General features: G+C 52.6%; 7 protein-coding genes. 5 read left to right on the forward strand and 2 right to left on the reverse strand.

Annotated elements, in window-relative coordinates:
* Window positions 1–185: 185 nt before the first annotated feature.
* From QTO31_RS04605 to QTO31_RS04620, 4 genes are all read left to right on the forward strand, one after another.
* A complete protein-coding gene (locus QTO31_RS04605; RefSeq protein ID WP_301428244.1) occupies window positions 186–2294 on the forward strand; it encodes a SulP family inorganic anion transporter in 2109 nt (702 codons plus the stop codon).
* 133 nt (window positions 2295–2427) lie between these two features.
* The gene (locus tag QTO31_RS04610; protein WP_301428245.1) at window positions 2428–4539 is read left to right on the forward strand and encodes a SulP family inorganic anion transporter; all 2112 of its coding nucleotides are present in this window, start codon (window positions 2428–2430) and stop codon (window positions 4537–4539) included.
* 29 nt (window positions 4540–4568) lie between these two features.
* Entirely contained in the window at window positions 4569–5549 is a 981-nt protein-coding gene (locus tag QTO31_RS04615) for a fructose-bisphosphatase class II family protein (protein WP_301428246.1), read from the forward strand.
* A gap of 693 nt (window positions 5550–6242) precedes the next feature.
* Window positions 6243–8258 (forward strand): hypothetical protein, encoded by a 2016-nt coding sequence (locus tag QTO31_RS04620; RefSeq protein ID WP_301428247.1) that lies wholly within the window; start codon window positions 6243–6245, stop codon window positions 8256–8258.
* A 1202-nt stretch (window positions 8259–9460) separates the two neighbouring features.
* Here QTO31_RS04620 and QTO31_RS04625 read toward each other — a convergent pair.
* Both QTO31_RS04625 and recA read right to left on the reverse strand, forming a co-directional pair.
* Window positions 9461–10141 carry a regulatory protein RecX gene (locus QTO31_RS04625; RefSeq protein WP_301428248.1) on the reverse strand — a complete coding sequence of 227 codons (681 nt, stop codon included), beginning with the start codon at window positions 10139–10141 and terminating at the stop codon, window positions 9461–9463.
* A gap of 519 nt (window positions 10142–10660) precedes the next feature.
* Window positions 10661–11713, reverse strand: coding sequence for a recombinase RecA (gene recA / locus QTO31_RS04630; RefSeq protein ID WP_301428249.1), 1053 nt, complete (start codon window positions 11711–11713; stop codon window positions 10661–10663).
* A gap of 827 nt (window positions 11714–12540) precedes the next feature.
* On the opposite strand from recA, the gene QTO31_RS04635 reads away from it, so the two are divergent.
* A complete protein-coding gene (locus QTO31_RS04635) occupies window positions 12541–13032 on the forward strand; it encodes a DUF427 domain-containing protein (protein WP_031460625.1) in 492 nt (163 codons plus the stop codon).
* The last annotated feature ends 79 nt before the right edge of the window (window positions 13033–13111 follow it).

Genomic DNA, 13111 nt, shown 5'->3' on the forward strand with positions numbered 1-13111 from the left:
TGTAATTACAAAGCTACGTTCAAGAGTATTCATCACTGCTTTACTAATCTGAAATCGCGGTATGATGGAAAACATCTGGAGTAAACGGCAACTGCTCTCTTTCATCTACACTATCCTTCAGATAGCAAGCGATTTTGGTCACAATGAATGATGGTGATTCTTGTCAGACACATGAATACATCACTATGTACGATTACATACGTTCGGCACTAACCTTATTCGCGCAGCCCGTTCGATTATTTCAGACTTATCCACTGCACGCATTACGAGCGGACTTTTTCGCCGGAGTCACGGTCGGTCTGGTTTTATTACCCCAATCACTGGCGTTTGCTATTTTGGGTGGTCTACCACCAGTGGTTGGTTTGTACAGTGCAATGGTCGCCACGATGATCGGGGCATTGTGGGGATCCTCTACTCTGCTAAACAGTGGCCCAACTACAACTGGCGCTATTTTAACTCTATCGGTACTTTTGCCGATTGCACCGGTCGGCAGTTCCGAATTCGTTACGGCTGCCAGTTTAGTTGCGATAATGGCCGGAATAATCCGGCTCATTATGGGTATTGCCCGATTAGGTATGCTGGTGACCTTCATCTCAGATGCAGTTGCCGTTGGGTTTACAGCCGGATCAGGACTCTTAATTTTATTCAATCAGATCGGTCCTATTACACGCATTAGCATTCCTCCAGGTGCGAATATTCCTACAATCGTTGTTGAAACACTGGCGAAATTCGAACAAGTACACTGGCCGTCTCTTATTATTGGTGGATTGACCATTATTATTATCTATACGATTCCTAAGTTTACCCGCACATTGCCAGCCTCTCTCTTGAGTATTGTCATCATGACATTCATTGTCTGGGTTTTCGACCTAGAACAGCAGGGTGTGCGTTTGATGGGTGAAGTGCCGGCAGGTTTTCCACCATTGGCGCAGTTACCATTTGATCTCCACTTGATTGGGCAGTTGGCCAATGGTGCACTTGCGCTGGCCATTATCGGTCTGGTTGAGGCAATTGCGATTGCCCGTGCGATTGCTGGCTACACCGGTCAACGAATTGACAGCAATCAGGAATTTGTCGGACAGGGATTAGCAAACATTGCATCTGGAATCTTTTCCGGCATGCCGTGTTCTGGCTCATTCAACCGCTCGGCGCTGGCGTATCAGGCAGGTGGCAAGACAGCGCTCACCGGTGTTATTTCAGGTATTACCGTTCTAATCGGGACCAGTCTGTTGAACGAGATTCTCGCCATCATTCCGCGTGCTGTGCTAGCGGGAACATTGATGGTTGCCGCGCTCGGTATGGTTGACCACAAAGCAATGGCGCGGGTCTGGCGTAGTTCACGTGGTGAGTCGGCCATTATGGTTACAACACTGGCATTAACGCTCACGCTGCCGTTGCAATTTGCAATTTTGATCGGGGTAGTCACCTCTCTGGGCTATTACCTGATCCGCACCGCTATGCCGCGCGTGGAAGCTGTCGTGCCCGATAGCGAGTTTCGCCACTGGGATACAGCGCACGGCAAGCCAATGTGTCCGCAATTGCTGGTAGTTGACCTGCAAGGCGACCTCTATTTTGGCGCGGTCAATCACGTGGAAGAACAGTTGTTGGGTCTGCTGGAACGGCAACAGAGCGTGCGCTATCTGCTCTTACGGATGCACAGCGTCAATCAGTGTGATGTGAGTGGGATCCGGGCGCTCGAAACCATTCGGCGTACACTGCGGGTGCGCGGCGGTGATCTCTACTTTGTGCGAGTACGGGCAAGTGTGATGCACCGGATGCAGAGCAGCGGCTTTTACGAGCAGCTCGGCGCTGAACGCTTTCTCGACGAAGACAAGGCCATCGACTTTCTGTTTCATCGCGTGCTTGACCCGGCAGTCTGCATTTACGAGTGTGACCGGCGTGTATTCCGCGAGTGTCAGGAGTTGCCGAAGCAATTGTTACCTGCGCCAGTAGCCCTCCCCCTTCGCGACGGCAAGCCACCGGCACAGATTACGGCACGGACGCTATGGGAACAACTGCACACAGCGCAGCCGCCACAGGTCATCGATGTGCGCGAACCGCGTGAATTCCAGCGCGGACATATTCCTGGTGCCCGCAACATCCCCCTTGCGCAACTGCTCCACCAACGCGAGCACCTGCCCCCTGGCCCGCTGGTGCTGGTGTGCCGGAGTGGTCGGCGGAGCTTACGGGCCGCAGCACTGCTGGCCGGACGCACCCCACCGCCGCTGGTGCTGGAAGGTGGGATGCTGGCGTGGGAAGCGGCAAATCTGCTCGAAGCGGTTGAGGAGTTTTGACGGGTGCGATGCAGAAGAAGGGAGCCACTATGGAGATACTACCGGCACAAAAGCTCGGCCCCAACACCGGCCTTGATCTCGTGCATGCTACTGAGACAGCAACAAGAAATAGTCACTTCTACTGTCATGACCTATGATGCACTATCTACGCTATATCATTGTCTTGTTTACCCAACCGGTACGATTGGTGCGTACTTTTACACCTGATAGCCTTCGTGCCGATTTTCTGGCCGGTATAACTGTTGGCCTGGTGTTACTTCCTCAATCGCTAGCATTTGCCATTTTGGGTGGCCTACCACCGGTTGTTGGCCTCTATAGTGCACTAACTGCTACAATTGTTGGTGGGCTGTGGGGATCGTCAAGCCATCTCAACAGCGGCCCAACGAATACTGCTGCAATTCTGACCCTATCGGTGCTGGCGCCGATTACTGCCGTTGGCAGTAATGAATTTGTGACTGCCGCCAGCTTAATTGCCGTTATGGCCGGGATCATTCGCGTTATGATGGGGATTGCACAATTAGGCATATTGGTGAACTTTGTCTCTGACGCAGTGGCCGTTGGCTTCACAGCAGGAGCCGGCATTCTCATCCTTTCAAATCAGATTGGCCCAATCCTGCGGATCGATATACCACCCGGCGCCGGTATTTTGCAAACGATTACCGAAGTCGCTACCCATCTCGACGCTATTCATTGGCCATCAGTGGCCGTCGGTGGGGCAACCATTATTCTCATTTTGCTGTCCCCTCGTTTGACTCGACGAGTTCCTGCTGTCTTACTGAGCATTGTGGTTGTATCACCAATTGTCTGGTTGCTGAACCTTAAAGCGCAGGGAGTTCGGGTAATGGGTGTGATTCCGCCAGGATTACCGCCTCTCTCGCAACTGCCAGTCTTCGATGCGCAGCTTATCGGGCAGCTCGCCAATGGTGCGTTGGCACTTGCCATTATCGGTCTGGTTGAGGCAACCGCTATTGCCCGTGCAATTGCCGGTTACACTGGTCAGCGGATCGACAGCAATCAGGAATTTATTGGACAGGGATTGGCAAATATTGTCTCTGGAATCTTTTCTGGTATGCCTTGTTCCGCATCATTTAATCGGTCGGCACTAGCCTATCAATCAGGAGGAAAGACGGCACTTACGGCGATTGTCTCTGGGATTACCGTATTTCTGGCTACAACGATCCTTTCGCCATTGCTAGCTGAAATACCACGCGCTGCTTTAGCAGGAGCATTAGCGGTTACTGCTTGGAGTATGGTTGATCAGCGTTCGATGGTTCGCATTTGGCACGGGTCGCGTAGTGAAGCTGTCATTATGTTTATGACTCTGTTCTTGACACTCACGCTGCCGTTGCAATTTGCAATTTTGATCGGGGTAGTCACCTCTCTGGGCTATTACCTGATCCGCACCGCTATGCCGCGCGTGGAAGCTGTCGTGCCCGACAGCGAGTTTCGCCACTGGGATACAGCGCACGGCAAGCCAATGTGTCCGCAATTGCTGGTAGTTGACCTGCAAGGCGACCTCTATTTTGGCGCGGTCAATCACGTGGAAGAACAGTTGTTGGGTCTGCTGGAACGGCAACAGAGCGTGCGCTATCTGCTCTTACGGATGCACAGCGTCAATCAGTGTGATGTGAGTGGGATCCGGGCGCTCGAAACCATTCGGCGTACACTGCGGGTGCGCGGCGGTGATCTCTACTTTGTGCGAGTACGGGCAAGTGTGATGCACCGGATGCAGAGCAGCGGCTTTTACGAGCAGCTCGGCGCTGAACGCTTTCTCGACGAAGACAAGGCCATCGACTTTCTGTTTCATCGCGTGCTTGACCCGGCAGTCTGCATTTACGAGTGTGACCGGCGTGTATTCCGCGAGTGTCAGGAGTTGCCGAAGCAATTGTTACCTGCGCCAGTAGCCCTCCCCCTTCGCGACGGCAAGCCACCGGCACAGATTACGGCACGGACGCTATGGGAACAACTGCACACAGCGCAGCCGCCACAGGTCATCGATGTGCGCGAACCGCGTGAATTCCAGCGCGGACATATTCCTGGTGCCCGCAACATCCCCCTTGCGCAACTGCTCCACCAACGCGAGCACCTGCCCCCTGGCCCGCTGGTGCTGGTGTGCCGGAGTGGTCGGCGGAGCTTACGGGCCGCAGCACTGCTGGCCGGACGCACCCCACCGCCGCTGGTGCTGGAAGGTGGGATGCTGGCGTGGGAAGCGGCAAATCTGCTCGAAGCGGTTGAGGAGTTTTGACGGGCGCGATGCAGAAGAAGGGAGCCACTATGGAGATACCACCGACACAAAAGCTCGGCCCCAACACCGGCCTTGATCTCGTGCGTGCTACTGAAGCAGCCGCTATTGCAGCCGCTCGTTTGATGGGGCGCGGTGAAATTGACGCTGCCGATCAGGCAGCCGCTACTGCAATGGCTGCCGCGTTGGCTAATCTTGAAATTGATGGTCGTCTCGTCATGGGTGAAGAAGTACGAGCGATGGCTGCTACGCCGCTATCGGGTGGAGCACGGGTTGGTACTGGTAACGGCCCACCTGCGGACCTCATCGTTGATCCGGTTGACGGACGACGTCAGTTAGCCCAGGGGCGTGCTGGGGCTGTCTCTTTTGCCGCCGTAACCAATCGTGGTGCGTTGTGGACGCCTTACCCGGCGGCTTATATGGAAAAGATTATTGTTGGCCCTCAGGTTGCGCCGTACTTGGTTCCAGAGTGTCTCGATGCGCCGGCTGGTTGGACATTGGCACTGGTCGCACGGGCAACCCGACGCTCGGTACGTGATGTAGTCGTCTTCGTCCTTGATCGTCCACGGCACGTCCACCTGATCGACGAGATTCGAGCTGCCGGAGCACGAGTAATGCTAGCTGATGATGGCGACATCTACGGTGCATTGCTGGCGGCAATTTCTGGTACAAACGTTGACATATTGATGGGAATTGGTGGAGCACACGAAGGAGTACTGGCTGCCTGCGCCGTGAAATCTCTCGGTGGTGCAATGTTAGCCCGTCTCGCTCCGCAGAGTGAAGCCGAGCGTGCAGCGATTACGCACGCCGGTCTGGACACGAAACGGATTCTGACCTGTGACGATATTGTCAGCAGTAACCAGATATTTTTCGTCGCTACTGGCATCACCGATAGCATCCTGCTTCGTGGTGTTCGGCTAGCCGGTGACCGTGCAGAAACGAACTCCCTAATCTTGCGCTGTGAAACGCGCACTCGCCGTATGATCTTTGCCGAGCATCTGCTAACCTGGTGAGGGTTAGGGTCCTCTAGAAACAGGGCCAGTTCTAAAACCATCTTTTGCATGCGAGAGATTTGATGCCCAGGCATCAACCAAACCAACAATCAAAGCATCAACCCGTTCTAAAACCATCTTTTGCATGCGAGAGATTTGATGTTATAATGATCGTAACTGATACAAATCTCATATTCCCTGATCGTTGAGTTACAGTAGTCACCATGATCATCGACTCAGTTTTTGTAAGGCTACTCTTTCATTCTCAGCGCTTGATCAAAACCCAGATTTCTTATGAGACTCGCACCGTGCATCTGCGACCATGACGCCAGTGGCCAACGTTCTTTTCCTTCATCCACAGCCCGTTTCCTCTGCCAAGCAGGCAACGCCAGGCGATGCGTGTGACGGGTTGGGTGAGCGGGGTTCAGGTTCATCCCGTCGCATCTTCCCCTTCCTCTCCCACAAGGGGAGAGGAAAGGGGCGAGGGGAAAGGTGAGTGGATGCCGAGCCTACTCCGCAGCATAGGCACTGAAACCGCTACAACCTTGTTCCAGTGCGAGCCTAGGTTTTTGATCATGCTCTCAGAGCACGTTGCTCACCGTGATTAGGCCAGGCGATGTCTTGCGTCACGCTATTTATACTGAGTGCGGAAATATGTTTTATTTCATCGTCTCCATCTTCCTATCAGCATTTCTCCTTTTTCAAATTCAACCAATGATTGCTCGCTATATTCTGCCCTGGTTTGGCGGCGTACCGGCTGTATGGTCAACCGTGCAAATGTTTTTTCAAATTTTATTAACTGCTGGTTATGCGTATGCCGATTGGGTTAGTAAACCAGGGTACAAACGTGAGCGCTGGCATATTCTCTTACTATGTCTCTCAGTTATCGGAGTCTTGATGTTAAGCGTGTTCTGGCGATCACCGATCACACCAAGCAGCGACTGGAAACCTTCCCCGGAAGCCATTCCTGTATTAGAAATTGTAAAGCTCCTTATGATTTCGGTTGGTTTACCATATTTTTTGTTAGCTTCAAATAGTCCATTAGTACAGGCATGGTTTCACCGTCTTTTTCCAACGCAAACAGCATACCGTTTATATGCCATCTCCAACATTGGCTCGCTGCTTGGATTAGTCAGCTATCCACTGCTTGTTGAACCCCTGTTCACGTTACCGGTACAGGGATGGATGTGGTCAATCGGGTATCTTTGCTACGTTGGGTTTGCTCTTTGGGGGACAATCAAGGCATTACAACACCGGTCAGCAACGGTTATCTATCCCGAAATTGAGGCGAGTGATCGACCGATCAGGCTCTCATGGAGTGATCGATTGCTGTGGATCGGCTTAGCTGCCACTGCCTCGTTGTTTCTCTTGGCAACAACCGCCCGTATAACCCAGGAAATAGCTGTTGTTCCCTTTCTGTGGGTATTACCTTTAACAATATATCTGCTGTCTTTCATTATAACTTTTGCTAATGAACGTTATTACAATCGAAATATCTTCCTTGGAATATTTATTTTTTCTTTTCTAGCAGTTATTTGGGCCGTGATTGGGCTGGCCACAATACCGATAATTATTCAAATCACAATCTACTCTTTGTGTTTATTCGCGGTTTGTATGATCTGTCATGGAGAACTGTACCGATTACGTCCTCAACAATCACAATTAACTACATTCTATCTGCTGGTGTCTGTTGGTGGTGCATTAGGAGGCATCTTTGTTACTTTCGTAGCCCCAGTTATCTTCAAGGGCTATTGGGAATATCCGTTAGGATTAGTACTGGCATGGTTGTTGTTTTTCCTGACCACATTCCATCGTTCTGAAACAGGTTTGAAGTGGCAACGCCTAATGTTATGGGCCGGTCTCATCTGCGCGGGATTCCTGATGTACCTTTTTATTAGTCTTGATCTAGAAAGCTCTGTCTTGTTACAGCGAAACTTTTATGCCGCGACTCGAATCAAAGTTCTAGAACCGACGAACGAGTCGTCCCAACGGTATGTTCTTGTCCACGGCATGACATTACACGGTGTTCAGTATCTCGATCCAGAGAAACGTAAACTGCCAACTGCATACTATAGCGAAACGAGTGGGGTTGGATTAGCGATCAACCATCATCCCAGGCGGCGGAATGGTATGCGCGTAGGTGTGCTTGGACTGGGCATTGGCACCCTGGCTGCTTACGGATTACCTGATGATGTATATCGCTTTTATGAGATTAATCCCGATGTTATTGAAATTGCATTAGGGAAAGGTGGCTATTTCTCTTACCTTCAAGATAGTAGTGCAACAATTGAAGTTGTGTTAGGTGATGCACGTTTGTCATTGGAACGAGAGCTGCAAGAAAGTGGTTCACAGAATTACCACGTATTGGTTTTGGATGTTTTTTCAAGTGATTCCATCCCAGTCTACTTATTGAATCGAGAAGCATTTGCGCTATATCTCGATCATCTCGCTCCTGACGGTATTATCGCTGTACATATTTCTAACCGCCATCTCGATCTCGTACCAGTTGTTTGGAAACTGGCCGATCATTTTTCGCTTCATCGTCTGCTTATCGATGATGAAGGAGATAATGAACGAGCTATCCGCTCACGTTGGTTTCTCCTCTCACGCGATGAATCGCTCTTATCAATTCCTGAATTGACTACTCGTGCTCGTAATATGAACGGATACACAACATCACTGCCACTCTGGACTGATGACTATAGCAATCTGCTCCAGATCATGCGCTAAAATATGCCCGAATACCCTGCCGTTCCTTCACGAAACGTTGCACCTGACGGTCTGTTCGCATCCTCGGTTTCGATGCGCCTATCCAAAATATCCGGTTGAAGAACAGTCGAGGTGCAGCACCGCTATCCAGATCATACCGGTCGAAGCAACATCCGTTACACACCTATCCGCTGATGGTAGCAGGTTGGTGTGTGCGCACCACCCCAGCGGGACAATGAGCATGGGATGCGCATGATGACGGCGCTGCGGGGAAGATAGCGTTAGTACAGTCGATCCGCTGATTGCGGGATACCTAGTAGGGATGAGGCGGCGCCTCGCTGACAGGCTTCATCTGTCGTAGATGTAACCATGCGTAATCATCATGAGGCTCGTAGCGTGCATATACGACCATTTCGTAAGGAATTGCCAACGTTCTTGCTCGCCAGCCCCCCCCACGCTCCCCTTCCTCTCCTCTTGTGGAAGAGGAAGAGGGCGAGGGGGAAGATGAGGGGCGCCAGGCGTGCACCGCAGTACTGGCGCTGAATCCGATGCTAACCGTTTCCATCGCGTCGAAGAGAGGCTGGTGTTGCCCACCTCAGTTTGTCGTTCCTTATTTGACGACGTACCAGCTTGAGTTCCCATCACGTCGAAGAGAGGCTGGTGTTGCCCACCGGTGAAGGCGCCTGGTTTCGGTGATCGCCGCAAAGCGAGTTTCCATCGCGTCGAAGAGAGGCTGGTGTTGCCCACCACCGACGTATCATCTCTCACCGTTCGGGCATGACATGCGTTTCCATCGCGTCGAAGAGAGGCTGGTATTGCCCACCACCATTCCGCGCACCATGTCGGCGATGCCATGATCGCGCCTCATCACAAGCCTAGGTTGTTGATGAGACGCTTCGTTGCTCACCACTTCAGCCAACGCCTCTGCTGAGCGCCTAATCAAGACCACGAGTTTCCGATCATGCTCCAGGAGCATATCCGGAATACCCTGTCGCAGAAGAAGATCGGTTGGGGCGCAGCGCCGCTGCGCCCGTACATCTATCAGGTTTCATCCGCTATACGGTGAGACAATTATTCGGATAGGCGCTAAGTATCCGTCCGAATACCTCGTTATTCCTTCAAGGCGCATGAAAACACAGTACACTCTGATACGAATGGCATCGATGTTCTGAGAAGGCATCATGATACGCGAGGCATTGGTTCTTATCTCCCGCTTGAAAACACTAGTTATCGTCAGCATAGTCTGACACGTCATCGGCTGGCCGCACCTCGCGCCATAAACGGACAAGAATCGGCCTGATCAGGTCGATTGCAAACCCACGGCGCAGTAAGTATCCACCCAAACGCCGTTGGAATGTATTCCAGTCGGGACTGGCCGCGTATCGTGACAAAACGGTACGGGCAGCCATTTCGGCACGAGTTTCTTCATTGCATTCATCCTCGGCACTGCGCAGAGCTGCCTCAATCAATGACGGAGCGATACCTTTTTGACGAAGTTCGGCTCGTAACGCCTGTTCACCGCGACGAGCTATGGCTCGTCGCTGAGCAACCCAGCGGATAGCGAAGTCGGCATCGTTGAGCAAGCCTAGTTCCTGCAGGCGGGTAATCGTCTGGGTACAAATCTCCTCGCTGAAGCCTTTACGCTGTAGGAAGCGGTAGACCTCATAGCTGGAACGTGACCGTCGTTCGAGCTGACGCAATGCCTGTTGCATTGCCTGATCGGCCTGTTCGCAGGCAACGAGTTGTGCCCAACCCTGTTCGTCAAGATAAACTCCGACAGCCAGACGAGTGCGGGTAAGGGTATTGAGACTGATCCCTATCGCAAATTCATTGTCAATAAAGATATTGAAGCGCCGGGAATCGTTATGTTGTTGGCGAATAGCAGTGATTGTTCCGACAGGCATGATGGTGTATAAGGAAGCCAGACCGCTCAGGCATCGTGCATCAAGCGGAGACTACACAACACGTTTCCCTTCTCTCCTCCACTATCAGCACGAGCGGATAAGGAAGCCTGACTGCTCAGGCATCGTGCATCAAGCGGAGACTACACAACACGTTTCCCTTCTCTCCCCAGCTATCACGACGAACGGAGAGGGAGAGAACTGTGAAAAGGGCTACGACCAGTATAGAAACAACGGCCACGGCCGAGAGTGAGTCTGTTACCTGTCTGCGACATTCTTTAGCCACGCTTTATGTTGAATAGCGATGTCTTTGGCCGCTCGATACCCAGAACTACGAACGTTGCAGAGAAGCATCCTTCTCCACTCCCCGCTACCGACCACCCCTTCCTCGGAGCGCATTAACGAGGGAGGGATGAGCCAGACAGTGGTAACTGACACCTTCATCAGCACCGGCTTTAGCAAGCGTTCCGACCGCACAGGCGAGCAATTGTAATCTCTCTACAAGGGCTGCCGGCGTGTGCGTTACTCTTCAAAGATGGCGTCTTCATCAATATCAGCACTCGGTGCAATTACTGCCGGATTCGTCAGTGCCTGCGCCTTGATCAGGCGTTCGATCTCGTCGGTCAGGGCAGGATTATTCTTCAAAAACTCACGTACATTCTCGCGTCCTTGACCGAGACGATCCTCGCCAAGGTAGAACCAGGCACCGCTCTTACGAATAATCCCCAATTCGGTGCCGATATCGATGATGTTACCCTCGCGGGAAATGCCCTCATTTGCCAGAATATCGAATTCAGCCTGACGGAACGGTGGCGCAACTTTGTTTTTGATCACCTTAACCCGCACGCGCGAGCCAATCGCCTCCTGGCCTTGCTTGAGAGTCTCAATGCGGCGAATGTCGAGTCGTACTGAGGCGTAGAACTTCAACGCCTGACCGCCAGTTGTTGTTTCTGGTGAACCAAACATCACCCCAATCTTCATTCGTAGTTGATTGATGAAGATAACAACGGTACGGCTCTTGCTGATTGCACCGGACAGCTTGCGCAAAGCCTGACTCATCAAGCGGGCTTGCATACCGGGCATCGAGTCACCCATCTCACCTTCAATCTCGGCCCGTGGAACAAGGGCAGCCACCGAGTCGATCACAATGACATCTATCGCGTTCGAGCGTACCAGCATTTCGCAGATTTCCAGCGCTTGTTCGCCGGTATCCGGTTGTGAGACGAGTAGATCGTCGATCTTAACCCCACACCGTGCTGCATAGATCGGATCAAAGGCATGCTCGGCATCGATGAAGGCACAGACTCCACCCATCTTCTGCGCCTCTGCAATAATGTGCTGGGCCAGAGTGGTCTTACCGCTGCTCTCAGGGCCAAAGATTTCGACAACGCGCCCTCGCGGGACGCCGCCAATGCCTAGGGCGATGTCGAGCGCAATCGAACCGGTAGGAATAGCTTCGATGGCCAACCGGCTGCTCGCCTCGCCCATCTTCATAATCGAGCCTTTACCGAATTTGCGGTCGATCTGCGCCATTGTTGCCGCGAGCGCTTTTTCTTTCTCCGGGGTGATAGCCATCGCGGGCGCTCCTCCATTACTCTTGTTCACTCGTTTACTCCTCTTGCTATGCTACGTGATGGGGAGGGCGCTGTCAACGTTGTTGCCTGCCCCGTACATATGTACTATTATAGCACATATGTACGAATTCAGCAAGAGGGATCACGTCAAATTTGCCTCCCTATTAGTATAACGCGCTCATCGCTGTTTTGGTACACTCTCTTACTGTTTACAGAGTTTTCGGCGTTTTTAACTTTGGATTCTATTCGATAACCGAATGGTTCAGCAGCAGAGCAATTCCAAGCTAATACCGCAGGCCCGCGGACGGCACTGACCGCATCATTTGGCGGCCCTCACCTTCCCCCCCAGCCCCCCTTCCTCTCCCACGCTGCGGGAGAGGAAGGGGGGAGAGCAGCCCTCACCTTCCCCCCTGCCCTCTTCCTATCCCATCAGGGGCGAGAAAGGGGGGAGGGCGGGAGGTGTGCTACGAGGAAGGGGAGATGAACCGAGCAGGGGCGATCCTGCGGCTGGCAACGCTACCGCGTTCACGACCCTCCCTTCTCCCGCAGTGCGGGAGAGGGGCCGGGGGGGAGGGCTACCCACGCTGCGGGAGAGGAAGGGGGGAGGGCGCGTGGTGGCGCGAAAGCACGTTGGCACTCCCTCACGCAATGGTTGCACGGTTACGGTACGTGCCCACTGAGAAAGTTGGGTTTCTAATCAGGTTCTCACTTCACTATTGCCAACGGCGGAAAGCCCTGCGCGCAGAGGAGTATCAGAAGGGTCATTTAGGACTTGAGTTGTGGTATATTGCAAGTAGTTTACGAAGGTATTCGTCAGGAGCATATCATATGGTTAAACGAATTCCACCCGGCCCTGGTCAGGAATCGGTCTGGGATTATCCGCGCCCACCGCGACTAGAGCCGACATCACGGCGTATCAGGGTACTATTTGCCGGTATCACTCTGGTTGACAGTCGGCGTGCAATCCGGGTTTTGGAAACTAGTCATCCACCGGTCTATTACGTGCCAACAGATGATATTCGCATGGAGTTTTTACGTCCGAATCTGGCGCGTTCATTTTGTGAGTTTAAGGGAATAGCGTCTTATTACGATGTTGTCGTTGGCGAGCGCATTGCGCCGCAAGCCGCGTGGTCGTACCTTAATCCCACACCGACGTTCGAGGCGATTCGGGGACATCTCGCCTTTTACGCCGCGCCAATGGATGCATGTTATGTCGATGATGAGTTGGTGACGCCTCAACCAGGTGGATTCTATGGCGGTTGGATTACCAGTGATATTGTTGGTCCGTTTAAGGGCGAGCCTGGAACGTGGGGATGGTAGTTCGGGGTTGACCGTCCTGCATACAATGCGACGGAGTTACCCTAGGATGCAGGGTAGGAATGTGACCGGCACTAACGTT

Origin of the sequence: Chloroflexus sp. MS-CIW-1 (assembly GCF_030444705.1) — a bacterium.
Classification (GTDB): domain Bacteria; phylum Chloroflexota; class Chloroflexia; order Chloroflexales; family Chloroflexaceae; genus Chloroflexus.